Origin of the sequence: Sphingomonas cremea, assembly GCF_021502585.1 — a bacterium.
Taxonomy (GTDB): Bacteria; Pseudomonadota; Alphaproteobacteria; order Sphingomonadales; family Sphingomonadaceae; genus Sphingomicrobium; species Sphingomicrobium cremea.
On sequence record NZ_JAKFGM010000002.1, the window covers coordinates 710,599 to 728,987 of the forward strand.

Consider the following 18,389-nt stretch of genomic DNA (forward strand, 5'->3'; position numbering starts at 1 on the left):
CGCGGCACGAAGGCGGGCGCAGTCCCTTGAGCCCCTGTTGGTTCACCCCAACGATTAAAACGGTTTGAGCGCCCGCTTGTTGCTCGACCTGGCGGCATATAACGGTGAGTCGCCGCGTGATTTGTCGGGATGAAAGCACAGCTTGGGCTTGCCTTCCGCATCGAAGCGGGGTTGCATATGATCCTGCCAGAGCAGGGGTTATGCGATGAGCGAAAAGTTGGTGAACCCGGACGATCCGGTCTTCCCGAAGGAGGTGCACAACCTTCTGGTCGCGGCCAATGCCACCAATATCACTCTGTCGGGCATGGCCGACACCAAGGCGTCGATCCTGATGGGCGCGAGCTTCGTCGTATTTTCCATGTCGATCAGCGATATCGCCGACGGGAAGGCCAGCCTTCCGCTGCTGGTGCTGACCACATTCTCGTTCGTTGCGACGATTTTCGGCGTGCTGACGGTCCGGCCCAACAAAATGGTCGTTACCAAGACCCCGATTCCGCCGGAGAAAATCAATATCCTGTTCTTCGGAAGCTACACCAATGCCAGGCGCGAAGATTATATCGACGAAATGATGAAGGTTCTGTCTTCCGAAGAGGAGACGTACCGCCGGCTGACCGCCGATCTATACGACCATGGCAAGGTGTTGCGCGACGACAAGTTCAGCTGGCTTTACTGGAGCTTCACGCTGTTCCTGCTGGGGATGGTCCTGACCGCTGCAGCGGTCGTTTACCAACTCTGGATGCGCTAGAGCCAGCCGCCGTCTTCATACCAGCGAGCAGTGTCGGCGACGCCCCGTCGCGTGTCGATTGCCGCACTCCAGGTGTCCGGAGGTACTGAGCGCCCCGCGTCCACGACCCAATCGGGATGGCAAAAATAGGAGGCGCGGTCGGGGGTCAGCTTGGCCCCGTCGCCGCGCAGCCAACGGTCGATCGTCGCGCCCATCCGGATCAGGACAGAGGGGGCCGAGAAGGTAATGGCGCTCCGTCCGAACGCATTGCCCAGGACGGAAGCGAACTCCTGATGACTCCATCCGCCCGGCTGTCCGTCGTCCGGTTCAAAAACATCGCCCGCCGGCGCGGCCGGCTGCGCCAGCGCCAGGAGGAGGCGACCAAGATCGTCGACATGTATGACGGACAGCCTGCCCTTGGGAGGCAACAGCACGAAGCCGCGCTTGGCCATCTTGAACAGTTCGAGCGTTTCCTTGTCGCCGGGGCCGTAGACCGCCGGCGGGCGGACGATGACCGAATCAATCGAGCTATCATGCACAAGTTGCTCGGACCGCGCCTTGCTCGCCCCGTACATCGACAGTTTCGGCTCGCGCGCGGCGAGCGAGCTTACGTGGACGAAGCGCTTGGCGCCGGCATTCCGAGCGGCGCCCAACATCGCCCGGGTGCCTTCGACATTGCCCGCCTCGAAGCCAGCCGCATCGCGCGCATTGAGCACGCCCGCGACGTGGATGACCGCATCGACTCCCTGGGTCAGGTGATCGAGGCTGTGATGATGGTCGAGCGCGCCATGAACCCAGGTGACCCCCTCGCGCTCAGCCTGCGGACGGCGGGTCAGGGCGCGGACCTCATGCCCGTCGGACAGCGCCAGTTCGAGCAGCCGGCCGCCGACGAAACCCGTCGCCCCCGTGATCGCCAGCTTCACAGCGGGGACCAGTCCTTCGCCGGGATGGCCTCTTCCTTTTCAACCTCCGCCTCTTCGCCCAGCCGGTCGAGGAGGGCATCGAGCAGCGGCTCCAGCCCGTCGCCGGTGGCGGCAGAGATGACGAACGGTTCGGTCCCGGCCGCCTTGGCCAATTTCTTGGCGAGCTTGGCGAGCTCCCTGGGCTCGACGAGATCGGCGCGGCTGAGCGCAAGCACCTCGATCTTGTCTTCAAGGCCCGCACCATAGGATTCAAGCTCTCCGCGAACGACGCGCCAGCCTTCGACCGGATCATCGCCCGCCGCATCGACCAGATGGAGCAGCACCCGCGTCCGCTCGACATGGCCGAGGAAGCGGTCGCCGATCCCGGCGCCTTCCGCCGCGCCTTCGATCAGGCCGGGGATGTCGGCAAGAACGAACTCTCGGCCCTTGTGGCTGACGACGCCGAGTTGCGGGCGAAGCGTCGTGAAGGGATAGGCGCCGACCTTGGCCACGGCATTGGTCGTGCGGTTGAGGAAGGTCGACTTGCCCGCGTTGGGAAGCCCGATGAGGCCGACGTCGGCCATCAGCTTCAAGCGCAGCCAGACGTACATTTCCTCGCCCGGCCAGCCGGTCCCGTGCTGGCGCGGGGCGCGGTTGGTCGAAGTTTTGTAGCTGGCGTTGCCGCGACCGCCGTCGCCGCCCTTCAGGAAATGGATGCGTTGGCCCTCATGCGTAAAGTCGGCAAGGAGGGTCCGATCTTCGTCGTCCGCCAGGATCTGGGTCCCGACCGGCACCTTGATGACTAGGTCCTTGCCGCCGGCGCCGGTGCGGTTCGAACCAGCGCCGCCCTTGCCGCGGGGTGCGCGGAAATGCTGGGTGTAGCGGAAATCGATTAGCGTATTGAGGCCGTGGACGGCTTCGAACACGATGTCGCCGCCCTTGCCGCCCTCGCCGCCGTCGGGGCCGCCATATTCGATGAATTTTTCACGCCTGAAGCTGACGGCGCCGGGGCCGCCCGAGCCGGAGCGAATGAAAATCTTGGCCTGGTCGAGAAAATGCATGGGGCCGCCCTTAACGATAAATGCGGCGAAAAGGCAGCGTCAGTCGGCTCCTCCCCGGCCTTCGGTCAGGGAGGAGCTATCAGCCAGTGCGGCAAAATAGGAATCGCGGTCGGCTTCGTCGGCGCGGCGCTCGTCCTCGTTCTCGTCGGCAAAGGCGTCGGGAAAGCGGCGATCGAGCAGGGCCCGTTCTTCGGGCGTGCACTGGCGATTATAGTCCGCGTCGCCATAAATGCCCTCTTCAAAGCCATTGAAGCCGTCGGGCGGGGGGAAGTTGGTGCGCCAGCTATGATCTTCGGTCCACACGCGGACATCGTCGCCTTGGTCGCCGGAATCTTCCTCCTCGTCGAGCGCCTTTCCCTGGCGAAGTTGATGAAGTTGATGGATCAACTTCGAATCGCCACCATGCCCAAGAAGGGCTTCATCTTCGTCATATTCGACCGGTAGCGGGGCGAGCATGGCTTGCATGTCGGCGGTTCGATCTTCGGCCAGCGCGGCGATGTAGGCTTCCCAGTTCGCCGCAACACGGAGCGTGGGCGCACCAATCCTCTCGGCGCGGTCGCAGCGGGCATCGAGCCGGTTCAGGACCGCTATAGACAGGCGATTGTCGTGACGGTGACGCTCGGCAACAACCTCGCCATCCTTCCAGATCTGATCGACGGTGCCATTGACCGCGCGATGGAACAGATCGTCGGCGAGCCGGGCGCGGGCCATCGACAGGGCGGCATCCCAGCCCGCTGCGAACAAGGGATCGCGATTGCGCAGCGCATAAGCGGCCTGGCTGCTGCGCTGCACCGCGCGGCAGGCATCGGTGACCACCCCGCTTTTGGCGAGCGTGTCGAGGAAGGATGCGCGGGCGGCGGGGGTCCAGCCGTCGTGGCGGTAATGTCGCGTTTCGGATTCGACGGTGTCGAGGTTGGGTGATGGACCGAGCGGCGGAGGATCGTCGGGTGCATGACGGCCGAAGGAGAGGAGGGCGGGGACGGGGTCCTCGCAGGCTTGATTGTCGCTCATGCGACTCGGAGATAACCCATTTGGTTCGTGTAGGACAGGAGAGAATTACGGACCCGGCGGGGCTGGCAATGGCCGGAATGGGTGGAAAGCGGTCGTTGGTCCGAGCGAGCTAGCCGACCCTGTTTTCGAACCACATCAGTGCGACGGTAACCAGCATAATGAGAAGAAGGGTTACGATTATCAGCCTCCAAAAACGGGCCGACCCAATTACATAATTATAGCCTTCAAGCTCAGCCCCAGTGTGTCGAAGCACTCGCCACATGATAAAAGCGCCCCAACCCAAGCTAAGGGCGAGCGCCAAGCCGCCTAGCACGGGGAAGCGGTCCGCCGGTGCGCCATCCACAAAAATCATGAATGGCACAAAGGGGATTGCCATGCCTATCAGTGAAATAGGCTTTGAGTTCGCCGCAATGTCGCTGTCCACCAGCTCAGCAATCTTGCGCAACAGCTTCACAGCTCACAGCCCCAGAATCTGCATTCGTGGGTCGCACGACTAAACAATCGATTCACTTGAAACTCCCCCGCCGGAGCGAGAATAGCCAGCCCCCCAATGACCGCAATGGGTGGAAAGTGGACGCTCTAAATCGGTTCGGACAGCACCACGTCTACTGCCATATACGCAAGGCCAGCAATCATCGCGGCATACATGCCAATCATAGCCCAGAACCTACCCGGATCTTCGGCTCGGCGGTAAGAACCACCCTTGGCCTGCACCTCGCCCTCAATGAGGCCATCGACAATGAAAACTGCCGGTATGAGTGCGATTATAGCAAGTCCCAAAAGCAAGAATGGCATTACGCGATCGCCTCCGCCCAAAACGATGAAACGTTATCTGTCGATTGCCGTCAATCACTGCAACGGGTTGAAATCAGGTAGCACGCTAATGGCAGGAATGGGTGGAAAGCGGACATTAAATGGGCGAGAAAGTCGCCATGAAAGCGAATGACTACGCCGTTGCAGAGGCTTGGACCAAGGCTGGGCGAAGCCTTCTCGCTACCGCGCTTGCGTTAAGCGCTGTCCTATCTGGATTTGCTGCCTTCATTGTGCGGACATTTTTCGGTGGCGACGACGCCAACGTGATAGGTGGCCTGCTACTGCTATTCGCCGGCGCAGCCGTTGCGACGGCTATTGGATTTAGGCGCGTTCAAACTCCGAGTTGGAAGCACTGGTCGGCTGTTGCCCTTCTGGCCGCTCCAGGAGGCTTATTCCTCCTGACCCAGGCGGTGCGCTAGCGACCGCTTTGGGTGGAAAGCGGACATCTCAAGCCAATCGACAAAGGTCAATTCACAACGGCGAATCCGGCGCCCGGTCCCACAAATCGAGTCCGATCACTAGCCAGCCGAGCGACGCAAGCAGTACCACTCCGCTGATCCAGCGCTTCCGTACGAATATCATGGCGTAGGCGGCCAAGACCCACGGATAGTCGAAATAGTATCTCGCCAGGAGATCCGACACCGTGAAGCCACGATGCAGATCACGGATCGACACCAGCGCGATCAGCAAGGCGACATAGGTCGCGTAGACCAACCAAAAATAGCTTCGATTCTCGTCGAAATAGCGCGCAAGATCGATGCCTTCTGCCGGCATTTCGTCGGGAAGCGAGATGGAGGCGGCCAGATAAATCAAGATTAGCGCGAGGAAATAGGGGATTACTTCACCAGTCGTGGTCCCCATAAAGCCTCGCCATCGCCACCAAAGGTTGAAGAGTTCCAACAGCATCAGTAGCGCGGCGACCGGCGCCACCCAGTCCCAACGCACAATCTTGCGATACCGCAGCAGCCTGTGCAGGCTTGTCGCCAAATCAGCGATCGCCAATCCAATCACGACCGCCACGAGCGCAGTGATGTATTCGAAGGTATCCATGGCAGGCCCCCGCTTCCAACTTCACATTTACTGACAATGTCCGCAATGGGTCGAAAGCGGTCATAAGCGCTTATGGCCGGAATGGGTGGAAAGCGGACATGCTGATGCTATGAGTCAGGCATGGACTTCTCTTTCATCCTCGTCATCGGTCTAAGCGCGATCATCACGTCCACGCTGATGATCTTCTCAGAAGTTACGTCGCGGCGCAGATCGACCTTCCGTTTAGCCTTCGGCATCTCGTATGTGACCGGCTTCTTAGTGATGCAGCCTTGGGGGAGTGCGTCTCCGAACGAGGTTGGCGTGTCAGTGACGATGTTGGTCTTCATGGCGATATGGGTAGCTATCGGCTGCATCCTCGGTGCCATTCCAACAGCCATCGTCGTCTCAGTCGTTCGATGGGTGGCGCGTGTTCTCAGCGGACGAGCGAACGCTAGCTAACTGGCACTTGCTGCCGCTCTCGGTCCTGCGTCGAGTGTCCGCTTTGGGTCGAAAGCTGCCATTAGCGCAAAAAACGACGCTCGCCTCCTTGGCACTTTCGTCGTCAGCTCTTCGGATGCCTTGCCTCGATCTCGGCGCGCAGGCCCTGGGTGGCGATGGTCCGGGCTGAATCGCGCGGCAGGCCGAGCGCTCCAGCGATTTCCGGGCCGAGCAATGAGTCGCCGAGTGCCGCCAGGACAAGCCACAAGGTGCTCTCGGCCACATGATGTTCCTCGTGGCCGACCCGAAGCTGCTCGACCAGCGTGCGGATCGAATCGAGAATCGGGTTCAGCGCGTCGCGATTGCCGCTGAGAATCATCCAGGCGGCCAGCGCCCCGGCACCGCCGGGACCGAATGCGTCGAAAGTGCCGTCGACGATCTCGCGGGTGTCGGCCTCGCCGCTGCGGGCGCGCTCGACCGCGTCGGCGATGCGGGCAGTGACCTGCGTGGAGATGTGGCCGGCGAGCGCCGACTGGAGACCGGCGGCCGAACCGAAATGGTGGAGCAGGTTGGCGTGGGTCCGGCTGATTCTGCCCGCCACGGCCTTCAACGTCACGGCCTGCGGGCCGGCCTCCAGCAACAGGCCGCGGGCGGCCTCCAGCGCCGCCGCCCGGCTTTCGTCCGGCGACAGGCGTTTACGAAGTTTTAGGTTAATTGACATTGATGTAAGCAAAGTTATCCTGATGCCTGGAAAAGAAGCTGGGTTCCGCTTTCGCGGGAACGGCGAGAAAAGGGAAGTGCATGAGCGCCGCAAGCGTGACGCCCGTCGACCTATCGATCACCCCGCGCGACCGGCGCTTTGCGCGCGAGGCGCGGCCGGGGCGCTGGTGGCACGGCGGCAATCCCTATGCGACGGCCTTCTACAACGCGCTGTCGGCAACCTTCCCCAAGGGCGAGGCCTTCTTCGTCGAGGCTGTGCGCAATCATCGGGAAGGCGCTCCGGCCAAGCTGGCAGAAGAAATCAAGGGCTTCACCACCCAGGAAGCGATCCACAGCCGCGAGCATGACATGTTCAACAAGGCGGTCATCGAGGCGGGTTATGATCTGGGGCCGCTGGAGGCGAGGGTGCAGTTTCGCCTCGACTTCATTCGCTCCAAGCCGCCGATCGCTTCGCTGGCCTCGACCATGGCGCTCGAGCATTTCACGGCAATTTTCGCTCACGAACTGCTCGCCGATCCCCGTCATCTCGCCGGTGCCGAGCCGGAAGCCCAGGCGCTGTGGCGCTGGCACTCGATCGAGGAGATCGAGCATAAGGGTGTGGCCTACGACACCTGGCTCCACGCCACCCGCCATTGGCCGCGGCCCAAGCGCTGGAAGGTCAAGGCCAAGGTGATGCTCCTCGCCACGCGCAACTTCACCCTTGATCGGACGTTGGGCGCGATCGAGCTTTTGCGCCAGGACGGGATCACGGGTGCCCGGGCGTGGTTCGGACTGCTCTGGTTCATGTGGGTTCAGCCCGGAATGATGCGCAAGATCTTCAGCGCCTGGGCGAAATTCTTCCTGCCGGGATTCCATCCCTGGAACGAGGACGACCGACATCTGATTGTTGCTTATGAGGCCGAAGCCGCCCTTGGCCGGGAGAGTGAGCGCAAGGTGCGGCGGGCGGCGTAACGCTAAGCCCTCCCCATCAAGGGGAGGGGCTGATTATGCTGCCATCGCCTCGACCTCACCACGGCCCATTAGTGAAAGCCGATAAAGCCTGGACATCGCTTGGCTGCCGCGCGCGCAGCTGTAGCGCTCGACGCTGAGGCCCGTTGGCACGAATCCCAGCTTCTCGAGCACCCGGGCCGATGCCGGGTTGTCGAGGAAGTGCGACGCTTCGAGCCGCGGCAGCTTCAATGTGCGGGCGATGTCGATCAGCGCGCGGCCGGCCTCGGTGGCGAAGCCCTGGCCCCAATGCTGGCGCGCGATCCAATAGCCAAGCTCGACCGCGCCGGATGGCCGGCGGCCGAGTCCGCAGGCTCCGACGACAATAGGGTCGCCGTCCGTCCGCTGGGTGATCAGGAAGCTCGGCATCGCCGGGTCGCGCGGCGCGGCAAGAAACGCCTCGGCATCCTCGATTGCGTAGGGCCAGGGCGCCGTCGCCAGGTTGCGCACCACCGCCTCGTCGGCAATGGCGCACGCCAGCGCAGGGGCGTCCTCGGCCCAGCCGGGTCTCAACAATAGTCGCTCGGTCCGGGCGAACATGGTCACTTCCTTCTCCCTTCGAGCTGCCCGCTAAGGCCGCTCTGTTTCAGTTTCGGGAGAAGAAAATAAAAAAGGGAGAGGAGGGGGCTTCCCTCTTCTCCCTTTCGAGTCCTTTTTCGGGTCTCGTCTGGGGCGCCCCCTCCCGGGAGCGGCCCTTTATCGACCGATCCCGCCTATTCCGCTGCCTCCGGCATAATGGCTTCTACGTGGACGTATTTGCGACCAAGCTTGCCATCGCGGAAACACACGCGGCCGTCCGTAAGTGCAAAAATCGTATGATCCTTGCCCAGGCCGACGTTGTCGCCCGGGTACCACTTGGTGCCGCGCTGGCGCACGATGATGTTGCCGGCGCGAACCGCTTCGCTGCCGAACTTTTTCACGCCAAGGCGCTTGGATTGCGAATCGCGCCCGTTGCGCGAGGAGCCGCCTGCTTTTTTATGTGCCATCTCTAGAAACTCTACTTCTTGGCTTTGGCCGCGGGGGCCTTCTTCGCTGCCGCCTTAGCAGGTGCAGCATCCTTTGTCGACTTCGCGGCCTTGGCCGGAGCGGCTTTCGCCTCTGCCTTGGGTGCCGCGGCCTTCTTTTCAGCCTTGGGAGCGGCTTCCGACTTCGCGGGTGCAGCAGCCTCGGCCTTGGGCGCGGCGGCCTTCTTCTCGGCCTTTTTGCCGCCGATCGAGACGATCTTCAGGATCGTCAGCTGCTGGCGGTGGCCAGCCTTGCGGCGATAATTGTGGCGGCGGCGCTTCTTGAACACCGTGACCTTGTCGGCCTTCGCCTGGGCGATGATTTCCGCGGCAACGATAAGCCCGTCGGTCGACTTGAGATCCGAGCCTTCGCCCGCAAGGAGCACATCGGTGAGGTCGACGCTGTCACCGGCATTGCCGGCCAGCTTCTCGACGACGATCTTGTCTCCGGGGGCAACGCGATACTGCTTGCCACCCGTGCGCACGATAGCGAACATGGGCCTTATCACTTTCCGTCTTATTGACCGCGCAAGGTAACGCCGCGTGGCGTGGGCCCCGCGCGGGAAAGCGTGCCGCCTATGGGAGGGTAATGATTCTGTCAACCGTCGCGGGGCGGAAAAAGCCTAGTGACGGTGCTCCGGCTTCAGCTTGTAACGCTGGCCGTCGAAGCCCTCGAACAGTGTGCCGATGGCCGGATGATCGATCGGCTCGCCCTCGTCATCGGCGACCAGGTTCTGCTGGCTGACATAGGCGACGTAGCTGGTCTCCGCATTTTCGGCCAGCAGATGGTAGAAAGGTTGATCCTTGGCTGGGCGCATCGCCTCGGGAATTGCCTCATACCATTCGTCGCTATTGGCGAATTCAGGGTCGACGTCGAACACCACGCCGCGGAAATCGAGCAGCCGGTGGCGTACCATCTCGCCAATGCCATAACGCGCATGGGGAATTTTTTCGGAAGGAAACGCCGGAGACATAATCCCTATGTAATTCATGCGTGCCGCCAAGCAAGCCATTTGGCCCGCCAAACGGGCTTTGCAATGCTGCGGCACGCTGCTAGAGGCCGCCCCCGACCCATCCCGGCGACCCGCCGGCCCAGCGTCATCCTGTCATGCGGAGAGGTGGCTGAGAGGTCGAAAGCACCGCACTCGAAATGCGGCGTGCCGGCAACGGTACCGTGGGTTCGAATCCCACCCTCTCCGCCACCGACAACTCATTGGAGGCCGGTCTAATCCCGGCTGCTCAACCGCCGAACAACAGCTTAATATGGTTTCGGAACAAGCGGGTCTGATTGCCCATCAGGCCTTCGTCCTTCAGCGCCTTCGACATGATGATCGCGCCTTCGACGATCGTCGTAAGGTGGTCGGCCAATGCGTCGGCATCGACATTTTCACGAGGGGAATATGTTTGAGCGATCTCGCCGAACCAGCGGTGAAAGCGTTCGCGCATCCTCAGCAGATATTCGACATTCATCCGCTTCAATTCCGGGTCGAACATTCGCTCCTGATAGGTGACGGTCGCAACCATGCAGCCCGGATGGATCGACCCCATGTCGTCCATCATTTGCGCATATAGGTTGAGGAAGATCAGCATGGCCTGGAGGGGGTCGTCGCTCAATGAGCGAGAGCGGCTTTCCAGCGTGTCGATGATTCTTTCGTCCTCCGTAAGGAAGCGCTCGAACAGTTCGCGAGCCAAGTCGTTCTTGTCACGGAAGTGGTAGAAAAAGCCGCTTTTGGTGATGCCTGCCGCTTCGACCAACTCCTCGATGGAGGTTGCCGCAAAGCCCTTTTCGACGATGGCGCCATAAGCGACGTCGAGGATCCGTTCCCTGGTTCGCTCTCCCTTGCTCTGCGCACCGGATTCCAACTTTACCGAGGGTGCAGTTTTTTCGATCAGCTTGTCGACCATCGTTCATCCGCCGCACTTGCCGCTTTAGCCAAGCTACACAAATCCCACACGAATTCACAGACGCAACATAACTGACCGCGTGCTCGGTAGAGCTGCAATGAAGCCGGCGGCTATCAGCGCCCCCGATCAAAATTTCGGGGAAAGTTATGATTGGCACCTATCACTATATCGCGCTTGCCCTGTTCTCGGGCTTTGTGTTGCTGGAACTAGTGTCCAGCGGCCGGTTGTTCCCGAAGATTTCGGGGTGGCGCGTGAAAGGCATCGCCTTCACCCTTCTCTACTTCGCGGTAGGTACCTATGCGCCGCTGATGTGGGACGGCTGGCTTGGCGAGCATCGGATCCTGGCCGGCGATAGATTGCCCCTTTGGGTCCAGGCCGTTGGAGGCTTCCTGCTTCTCGAGCTCGGGGTCTATTGCTGGCACCGGACGATGCATAATGTGCCGCCGCTCTGGCGCTGGTTCCATCAGATGCACCATAGCGCCGAACGCGTGGATATATGGGGGGCATTCTACTTCCATCCGTTCGACATGCTGGGTTGGACGCTGCTTGGCAGCCTTGCCTTAGTCCTCGGCTTCGGGGTCAGCGCGGAAGCGGCGATCGTCATCAACCTTTTCGCTACCTTCTGCTCAATGTTCCAGCATGCGAACATCAGGACGCCGCATTGGCTGGGCTATCTGATAACGCGGCCGGAAAGCCACTCCGCGCATCATGAGAGGGGCGTTCACGCTCGCAACTATGGCGACGTGCCCTGGTTCGACATGATGTTCGGCACGTTCCACAATCCGAAGAAATTCAACGGAGAGGTCGGATTCTACGAAGGCGGGTCGAGGAAGGTTGGCGCAATGCTGATCGGCAGGCAGATCGCGTGACCCGGCCCGGTCCCAACGATTGGTGACCGACTAGGCGTGGCAGGCGAACGGGATTGGAGCCGGAGGCGGGCGAGTAACTCCGTCCGCCTTCAGCCGCGCCTGTAGCAAGGGGTAAGGCCTGGCGTCGAAGGTCGGATAGACAAGATATTGCATCAACGTCGTCAATCGCTCCGGGCGATCCAATGGCTTCAACACTTCGACGGCGCGCTTCGTATCGCCCAGTAGCTGGGTGCTTTGCCATGCGTTCGAAAGCGATGCATCCGGCAGCCGAGCCATTCGCGCGGCAATTTCCCGGGCGCCGCTCCCGCCGTCCGCGCATGCCTGCCTCAACTCCGCCAGCAACTTATTCTCTTCGGGCAGCGAGCTGGCCCTGATCTGCATGAGGATATCCCGAGCTTCGTCCCGCCGGCCGCCCCAAAGGAAGGCACGGTGCGCCTGATACTGGATCAATGCCTCTCCAGGGCTGCGGGCCAACTGCTCCCGAGAACGACGAACGGCATTCGGAATGTCCAGGGATAGGACCGAAGCCGTGATCGCACGTGACTTCGGCGAACCGCTTTCCATGGAAAGTGTGTGGATACGCTCTGCCGCCTTCGCCATCAGCTGCCGGTTTTCGGCATAGCCCGTAAGGTCGACGAGATCTTCCCACGCATCGAGATCGCGGGGCCGCTCGTCCAGATATCGCAGCATAAGCTGGAGCGCCTCCCGAAACCGGAGGTCCATCAGCGCTCTCGCCGACCGATATTTGAAATTATCGGGACGGCCCTGACTCGATGCGATGGCAGCGTCGACCCTCGTCAGATACTCCTGTAGCCGCTGCTCGTCGCTGCCGCGCTTCTCGGTGAGGGAGGAACCTACGCGGGTGGTGTTGCCGAACCATGCCTGGGCCGCTTCCCATTGCGCGGCGGCGAAAGCCGGGTCGATCGTTCGCGCTCGTTCATAGGCTTCGTAGGCGAGCCTGGTGTCCGTATCAGCCCCAGTAACCAGCCCTCGCCGTTCATATGCTAGTCCCTTGAGATACTCGTCATATGCCTCGACCGAGCGGGTTCCGAGAATGACCATCGCTTGCAGTCGCTGGGGACTCATTATGGTGTTTAGGGACTGGGCGATGGCGACGGCGATATTCTCCTGGATCGAAACGACGTCGTTCGCCGGGCGATCGTAATTTTGTGACCAAAGATGGAATCCGTCCGATGTGCGGATCAGCTGCGCAGTGACCCGGACGCGGTCGCCGTCCCGGCGAACCGATCCTTCGAGTATGTGCGCCACATTCAGCCTGCGACCGATTTCCCGAACGTCGCCTGGCTTGATCGACATTGTCGAAGTTCGCGCCGCGACATGCAGGTCGGGCGTTCGGGCAAGGCTGTTCAGAATCTCTTCCGTAAGGCCGGCGGCGAACCATTGCTGGTCATTCTTCGGAGAGAGATCCTCAAATGGGAGCACCGCAATCGATTTGGGATGAGCGGCCACCGTGGCGACCGCCGTCTCTCGGCCGGGAGCCTGCAGTCGAGTCATTATGACGGAGATGGTGAGGACTACTAACAAGATAGCCGCCAGCCCCGCCCAAAGGCGCCTGTCCCGAATGGAAAGCGGCGGCCAGCGAATTGTTCGCCCTATAGGGGCATTTGGCGGTTCGTCGCTGGCCTCGACTTCGCGCAGGAACCGATAGCCGCGTCCATATACGGTCTGGATCAGCTTCGGCTGGCGGGCATCGTCGCCGATCGCCTGGCGGGCCTCTTTGACTGCCGTCGTCAAGACCGATTCGGACACCGCGAGCCCGGTCCACACCGTGTCGAACAGCTCGGACTTGGTAACCAGGGTGCGCGGACGTTCCATCAGCGCCCGGAGAAGGGCAAACGCCTTTCCGCCAAGCCGGATGTGGCGACCGTCGCGCCACAGTCGCTCATCTTGCCGGTCGAGCCAAAGCGACCCTGCAATGAGGTACCTTCGCCGTTCCATTCTGCCTGGCCGAGCTCCGTCTGAATCGGCCCCCGAGCGCCACCTTCGCCCGCCTCCTCAGAATTGCCTCAGAATAAATCATTCCGATGTCGCGCGCCAGATGTGCAGCTAAAATACTGAAAATAAATGTTTTTCACATTCAGAATTTCTTCCCAGCAAGCTCAATCACGAATCAGATGTTTCCATGAGCTCTGCAGGACTTTGGGTCCGCCGTTCGCCCAAAGAGCCGCCTCAAGCCAACCAAGCTGGAGATCAAACTTGTTTCAGAAATTCAATTTCAAGGACGTGCTGGAGGGATCGACCCGTGGTGCCTGGCAAATTGAGGACGTCTTGCCGGAAGGAGCCCGATTGGACTTCGGCCGCAATTTCCTGCCGGAGAATCTTGCACGTACGGATGCGGCGCCGGGGCTGAGCCCCGAGCAGCGCAGGGTCCTCAACCATATCCGAAGCCACGAATATCTGACATTGTTCGGGGTGGTCGAGGAGTTCATCCTGCCGTTCGTTCTCGATCATGCCCGGCCGCAACTCAACGGCGACGACGATCGCATTCGCGCGCTTCTGAATTTCGCCGGCGAAGAGGCCAAGCACATCCACCTGTTCAAGCTGTTCCACCAGCGTTTTACGGACGCGTTTGGTACCGACTGCGAGGTGATTGGCCCGCCGGAGGCGATCGCGGGGGAAATCCTTCGCCACGATCCGCTCGCGGTGGCGCTGCTGATCCTGCACATCGAATGGATGACGCAGCGACACTATCTGGAAAGTGTCCGCGACGACCGGGACCTCGATCCGCTCTTCAAGAGCTTGTTGAAGCATCATTGGATCGAGGAAGCGCAGCACGCGAAACTCGATACGCTGATGGTCGAGGCGCTGGTCGAGGGCCGGGACGAGGCCGGCATCCAGAAGGCGATCGACGAATATCTCGAAATGGGCGGGTTCCTCGACAATGGGTTCAAGACCCAGGCGGAGATGAACATCGCTGCCCTCGAGAAGGCGACCGGCGCCGCAATCGCCGACAAGGTCCGTGGTTCGCTCATCGACCAGCAACATCAGGCGCTGCGCTGGACCTACATCGGCAGCGGCATGACCCATCCCAACTTTGTGGCGACTCTTACCGCCATGTCCCCGGCCGCACGCGACCGCATTGCCGAAGTCGCACCGGTCTTCTGCTGAACACCATCGGAAGGAAATTGAACATGCTTGATATCACCACCACCCGGGTCAACGGGATAGACCTGCAGGCGCTCGACGAGACGGTCGACGCGATCAACAAGGATGCCGGCTGCGCCAATGTGCAGTTCCGGGTGAAGACCGACTGGCTAGGCCAGACTCGGTCGGAATCCACGGTCAAAGGCTATCGCATCGGCGGCCAGGAAGTTGAGCGCAGCTTCAAAATCTCCGCCGACGAGCCGCACGAACTGCTCGGAAGGAATGAAGCGCCGAATCCGCAGGAGCTGCTGATGAGCGCCGTCAATGCCTGCATGATGGTCGGCTATGTTGCCCAGTCATCGATCCGCGGCATCAACCTGGAAAGCTGCACGATCGAGACCGAGGGCGAGCTGGACCTTCGCGGGTTCCTGGGCCTCGATGCGACGGTTCCCAACGGCTATCGGCGGATCGATTATACTGTGACCCTGAAAGGCGACGGCACGCCTGAGCAGTATGAGGAGATCCACAAGGCCGTGCAGGCGACCTCTCCGAATTATTTCAACATGGCCCAGCCGATCGAGATGCGCGGCAACCTGCGCATCGGGTAAGGGCGAAGGAGGGGACGGTCTCGGCCGTCCCCTCAAACCTTCGGATCAGCGGCGCCCGGCCGATGCTGCACGCAAGCTCAATTCCAAGTATGAGGTTCGTCCCTGTTGCCTTCGCGGCGGGGCGAATCCGTCACAAGTAGGATCCAACCAATGAACGCGAACAAGGCATTATGGGAGAAAGGCGATTTTACGCGGATCGCCGAGACGATGCGCCAAAGCGGCGAGGAGCTGATCGATGCGCTTAGCATCTGTCAGGGAATGGATGTGCTCGATCTCGGCTGTGGCGACGGAACGACTGCCGTTCCAGCAGCCCAGCTCGGCGCCAATGTGCTGGGCATCGACATTGCAGCCAATCTTGTCGCGGCGGGCAATGGGCGCGCGGCGGCGGCCGGCCTAACCAATCTTCGCTTCCACGAAGGCGATGCCTCCAACCTGGCGGGCATAGCCGACGAGAGCTTCGACCTGGTCGTCAGCATCTTCGGCGCCATGTTCGCGCCTCGCCCGTTCGATGTCGCTCGGGAGATGGTGCGGGTGACCCGTCCTGGCGGTCGCATCGTCATGGGCAACTGGATTCCGGGTGACCCGACCCTGGTGGCCCAGGTGCTGAAGATCAGCGCCGCCTACACGCCACCGCCGCCCGAAGGTTTCATCAGCCCGGTGACCTGGGGCGTTGAGGATGTTGTTCGGGAGCGGTTCACCGCGGCCGGCGTTCGGCCGGAGGACATTAGCTGCGAACGCGCGACTTATGTCTTTCGCCATAACGGCCCGCCATCCGAATTCCTGGCCGCCTTCCGGACTTACTATGGTCCCACCATGAATGCCTTTGAAGCGGCCGCGAAGGAGGGGCGTGACGGCCAACTATGGGAGGATCTGACCGCCTTGTTCGAGGCGCAAAACCAGGGCGGCGCGGACACGACGGCGATACCGGCCACTTACCTCAAGGTCGTGGTCAACAGGCGCTAGCCAAAAGGCGGATTCGGCATTTACCGAAGTCTGGTGTCCGCCTGGTTGGAAAGCGGACACCAGGCTAGTGCCGAAGGATCGCTAGCGAATTTCGCCGCGAATGCTGTTCCTGAGTTGCTTGAGATAGACCCGACCGGCAGGCAGTCGGCGGCCATTCTTAAGGACGATCTCGGTCTGTCCAATGGATCGCGACATCAGCTTTGCTATGGCGCTTCGCCTGACGAGCCACTGCCGATGGACCCGGACGAACAGGCCCGGCTCGACCCTTTGGGAGAACTGGCGGATCGACCCGCGCATCAAATGAGAACCCGAGGAAGTGTGGATCGCGACATATTCATCCGCGCTGCCGACGCAGTCGATCGCATCAACTGGCACCCGGATGAGGCCGCCAGTTCCCCGCAGCCAGAACTCCGTTTCAAAGGCCGGCAAGGCGGAGGAATTGGTCGCGTTTCTTAGTTCCCGCAGGACCTGTTGAAGCTCCTCAACCCTTTGTTCTGCGTCTTTCGCCTGAAGTTGCTGGCGAACTCTCTCCAAAGCCAGCGCCAAGCGATCACGCTCGACCGGTTTCAGCAGATAATCGACGACCGCCTTGTCGAACGCTCGCGGAGCAAACTGATCAAATGCGGTAACGAAGATGACCAGTGGCGGGTTGGCCCGGTCGGCAATGGCCTCAACCACTTCAAAGCCATTGCCGTCGCGCATTTTGATGTCGAGCAGAACGACATCCGGGTTGAGCTCGCTGATCTTGGCATGCGCCTCCGCACAACTGTTGGCCTCGCCGACATGCTCTGCTTCCGATATGGTCTGAAGCAGCAGCCTCAGCCGCCTTAATGCGAGAGACTCATCGTCGACCGTCATGACGCGGAGCGGGGTCATGCGCTCTCCAGCGGAAGGGACAGGCGAACCCGGAATTGACCCTTGTCGTCGCGGTCCGCAACGAGGTCGGTCGCCTCATCACCATATAGCAGCGCCAATCGCTGACGAATATTTGCAAGGCCGATGCCGCCGCCCGCAGAATTTTGCTTTGCTCCTTTGCCGCTATCCACCACCTCAAGCGTCAATTGTTGGCCGGCCGCGGTTGCGCCGATCGCAATGGTAGCCGGCGGCGGCGCTCCCGAGACCCCATATTTCACCGCATTTTCGACGATCGGCTGAAGGATCAGGGCCGGAACGAGTGCGCTCTTCAATTCCTCGCTTACATCGACCTTCACGGCGAGGTCGGGATAGCGCAGCTGTTCAATATCAAGGTAGGAGCGCTGCAGTTCGACCTCGAGCTCAAGCGGTATCTTTCCCATCGGGTCGGCGCTGAGGCCGAGACGAAGGAATCGAGCCAGCTTGACCACCATTTCCTCGGCCTTGTCGGTATTTTTGTCGAGGATCAGCGCCGATACAGAGTTCAGGCTGTTGAACAGGAAATGCGGATTAATCTGACTGTGAAGGGCGCGCAGCTGGGCGACATGCGCCTGTTCCCTAAGCTGTGCCGACCGGCGCTGCTCGTCCTGGACGTCGAAGCTGTACATCAGCGCCAGATAGAGGCCCGCCCAGGCGAGGAAGAACCAGGTCCAGAACGCGATGGTCCGGACGGCATCGCTCCAGTTGAAGTTCTTGAGGTCGAGGCTGGGATCGACTGCGGCGACGGTAAAGAAGGCAATCCAGGCATAAATTTCCGCCGCGACCGGAGTGACGCAAGCTAGTGCGATCAGCCTGCGCTTGGTGGTCGACAGCCGCGGGTGCCTGAGCAGCAGGTGGATCAGGTAACAAAAACCGAAGCCGATCAGCGTCGTAACAATGCGCATCGCGGCAATTGCCGGAAGATGCGGGTTGCCGCTGAGTGCAGTGCCCAAGGTCAGCAGGAAATAGCCCGAACCCCAGACCGCAAGCGTCAGCCAAAGCGCCGCGCGAGTACGTGCGCGTAGCGGCTGCTCGGGATCAAGTACCGCGAGTTCCGGGACGTGAATATCCCCTATCGATTGCAACAGGTTGGTGGCCACGGGGCAAAGATGAGGGCCTTGGCGGGCTTTGTCGACTGTCGTTCAGGCTCAATTTTATGACATTCATCCTCAAAAGTGGACGCCCGACTGCAAAAATCGCCCCTTCGATGGCAAGCATCTTCAACTGTGCTCGACCCCTAACCGAGAGTGACACTTCGAAAGGGGATGCACTTTTATGATCGATTTCCGTCACAGGCTTCTGGCCACGACACTTTTGGTTTCCACCGGCCTGTTGGCCACGCCCGCCTTTGCCCAGGAT

At 61.1% G+C, this 18,389-nt stretch carries 22 protein-coding genes and 1 tRNA gene; 7 read left to right on the plus strand and 16 right to left on the minus strand.

Annotated features, from left to right (window positions below):
• Window positions 1–205: 205 nt before the first annotated feature.
• Window positions 206–745, plus strand: a complete 540-nt coding sequence (locus LVY65_RS09995; protein WP_235067930.1) for a Pycsar system effector family protein — start codon at window positions 206–208, stop codon at window positions 743–745.
• Here LVY65_RS09995 and LVY65_RS10000 read toward each other — a convergent pair.
• The 8 genes from LVY65_RS10000 to LVY65_RS10035 form a co-directional block, all read right to left on the minus strand.
• Window positions 742–1,647, minus strand: coding sequence for an NAD-dependent epimerase/dehydratase family protein (locus tag LVY65_RS10000; RefSeq protein ID WP_235067931.1), 906 nt, complete (start codon window positions 1,645–1,647; stop codon window positions 742–744). The genes LVY65_RS09995 and LVY65_RS10000 overlap by 4 nt on opposite strands.
• Window positions 1,644–2,687, minus strand: a complete 1,044-nt coding sequence (gene obgE, locus LVY65_RS10005; protein WP_235067932.1) for a GTPase ObgE — start codon at window positions 2,685–2,687, stop codon at window positions 1,644–1,646. The genes LVY65_RS10000 and obgE overlap by 4 nt, the downstream gene beginning before the upstream one ends.
• Window positions 2,688–2,726: 39 nt before the next feature.
• Window positions 2,727–3,698, minus strand: coding sequence for a hypothetical protein (locus LVY65_RS10010; protein WP_235067934.1), 972 nt, complete (start codon window positions 3,696–3,698; stop codon window positions 2,727–2,729).
• A 109-nt stretch (window positions 3,699–3,807) separates the two neighbouring features.
• On the minus strand, window positions 3,808–4,152 hold the full coding sequence (locus tag LVY65_RS10015) for a hypothetical protein (RefSeq protein WP_235067935.1): 345 nt from the start codon (window positions 4,150–4,152) through the stop codon (window positions 3,808–3,810).
• Between the two features lie 125 nt (window positions 4,153–4,277).
• Window positions 4,278–4,493, minus strand: a complete 216-nt coding sequence (locus tag LVY65_RS10020) for a hypothetical protein (RefSeq protein WP_235067936.1) — start codon at window positions 4,491–4,493, stop codon at window positions 4,278–4,280.
• Between the two features lie 489 nt (window positions 4,494–4,982).
• On the minus strand, window positions 4,983–5,561 hold the full coding sequence (locus tag LVY65_RS10025; RefSeq protein ID WP_235067937.1) for a hypothetical protein: 579 nt from the start codon (window positions 5,559–5,561) through the stop codon (window positions 4,983–4,985).
• A gap of 107 nt (window positions 5,562–5,668) precedes the next feature.
• Window positions 5,669–5,887, minus strand: coding sequence for a hypothetical protein (locus LVY65_RS10030; protein ID WP_235067938.1), 219 nt, complete (start codon window positions 5,885–5,887; stop codon window positions 5,669–5,671).
• A 215-nt stretch (window positions 5,888–6,102) separates the two neighbouring features.
• Window positions 6,103–6,699: a TetR/AcrR family transcriptional regulator gene (locus tag LVY65_RS10035; protein WP_235067939.1), complete on the minus strand. Its 597-nt coding sequence runs from the start codon at window positions 6,697–6,699 to the stop codon at window positions 6,103–6,105.
• A gap of 80 nt (window positions 6,700–6,779) precedes the next feature.
• On the opposite strand from LVY65_RS10035, the gene LVY65_RS10040 reads away from it, so the two are divergent.
• Window positions 6,780–7,649, plus strand: coding sequence for a metal-dependent hydrolase (locus LVY65_RS10040; protein ID WP_235067940.1), 870 nt, complete (start codon window positions 6,780–6,782; stop codon window positions 7,647–7,649).
• Between the two features lie 33 nt (window positions 7,650–7,682).
• Here the strand turns inward: LVY65_RS10040 and LVY65_RS10045 are convergent, their stop codons facing one another.
• From LVY65_RS10045 to hspQ, 4 genes are all read right to left on the minus strand, one after another.
• A complete protein-coding gene (locus LVY65_RS10045) occupies window positions 7,683–8,225 on the minus strand; it encodes a GNAT family N-acetyltransferase (protein WP_235067994.1) in 543 nt (180 codons plus the stop codon).
• Between the two features lie 173 nt (window positions 8,226–8,398).
• Window positions 8,399–8,671: a 50S ribosomal protein L27 gene (rpmA, locus tag LVY65_RS10050; protein WP_235067941.1), complete on the minus strand. Its 273-nt coding sequence runs from the start codon at window positions 8,669–8,671 to the stop codon at window positions 8,399–8,401.
• A gap of 11 nt (window positions 8,672–8,682) precedes the next feature.
• A complete protein-coding gene (gene rplU / locus LVY65_RS10055) occupies window positions 8,683–9,186 on the minus strand; it encodes a 50S ribosomal protein L21 (protein WP_235067943.1) in 504 nt (167 codons plus the stop codon).
• Window positions 9,187–9,312: 126 nt separating this feature from the next.
• Window positions 9,313–9,681 carry a heat shock protein HspQ gene (hspQ, locus tag LVY65_RS10060; RefSeq protein ID WP_235067945.1) on the minus strand — a complete coding sequence of 123 codons (369 nt, stop codon included), beginning with the start codon at window positions 9,679–9,681 and terminating at the stop codon, window positions 9,313–9,315.
• 120 nt (window positions 9,682–9,801) lie between these two features.
• Here hspQ and LVY65_RS10065 point away from each other — a divergent pair.
• A tRNA-Ser gene (locus LVY65_RS10065) sits at window positions 9,802–9,891 on the plus strand.
• 37 nt (window positions 9,892–9,928) lie between these two features.
• Here LVY65_RS10065 and LVY65_RS10070 read toward each other — a convergent pair.
• Window positions 9,929–10,594 (minus strand): TetR/AcrR family transcriptional regulator, encoded by a 666-nt coding sequence (locus LVY65_RS10070; protein WP_235067946.1) that lies wholly within the window; start codon window positions 10,592–10,594, stop codon window positions 9,929–9,931.
• Window positions 10,595–10,740: 146 nt separating this feature from the next.
• Between LVY65_RS10070 and LVY65_RS10075 the strand changes: the two genes are divergently transcribed.
• Window positions 10,741–11,463 (plus strand): sterol desaturase family protein, encoded by a 723-nt coding sequence (locus LVY65_RS10075; RefSeq protein WP_235067947.1) that lies wholly within the window; start codon window positions 10,741–10,743, stop codon window positions 11,461–11,463.
• Between the two features lie 30 nt (window positions 11,464–11,493).
• Here the strand turns inward: LVY65_RS10075 and LVY65_RS10080 are convergent, their stop codons facing one another.
• Window positions 11,494–13,422, minus strand: coding sequence for a winged helix-turn-helix domain-containing protein (locus LVY65_RS10080; RefSeq protein WP_235067948.1), 1,929 nt, complete (start codon window positions 13,420–13,422; stop codon window positions 11,494–11,496).
• A gap of 258 nt (window positions 13,423–13,680) precedes the next feature.
• Here LVY65_RS10080 and LVY65_RS10085 point away from each other — a divergent pair, with 258 nt between their 5' ends.
• The 3 genes from LVY65_RS10085 to LVY65_RS10095 all read left to right on the plus strand — a co-directional run bounded on the left by LVY65_RS10085 (window position 13,681) and on the right by LVY65_RS10095 (window position 16,139).
• Window positions 13,681–14,592, plus strand: a complete 912-nt coding sequence (locus tag LVY65_RS10085; RefSeq protein ID WP_235067949.1) for a diiron oxygenase — start codon at window positions 13,681–13,683, stop codon at window positions 14,590–14,592.
• A 23-nt stretch (window positions 14,593–14,615) separates the two neighbouring features.
• Window positions 14,616–15,176, plus strand: a complete 561-nt coding sequence (locus LVY65_RS10090; RefSeq protein ID WP_235067950.1) for an OsmC family protein — start codon at window positions 14,616–14,618, stop codon at window positions 15,174–15,176.
• A gap of 150 nt (window positions 15,177–15,326) precedes the next feature.
• Entirely contained in the window at window positions 15,327–16,139 is an 813-nt protein-coding gene (locus tag LVY65_RS10095; protein WP_235067951.1) for a class I SAM-dependent methyltransferase, read from the plus strand.
• An 81-nt stretch (window positions 16,140–16,220) separates the two neighbouring features.
• Here the strand turns inward: LVY65_RS10095 and LVY65_RS10100 are convergent, their stop codons facing one another.
• The gene (locus tag LVY65_RS10100) at window positions 16,221–17,015 is read right to left on the minus strand and encodes a LytR/AlgR family response regulator transcription factor (RefSeq protein ID WP_235067952.1); all 795 of its coding nucleotides are present in this window, start codon (window positions 17,013–17,015) and stop codon (window positions 16,221–16,223) included.
• Complete coding sequence (locus LVY65_RS13360; protein ID WP_235067953.1) at window positions 17,012–18,130, minus strand: sensor histidine kinase; 1,119 nt, start codon at window positions 18,128–18,130, stop codon at window positions 17,012–17,014. Before LVY65_RS13360 ends, LVY65_RS10100 begins: the two co-directional genes overlap by 4 nt.
• Between the last annotated feature and the right edge of the window lie 259 nt (window positions 18,131–18,389).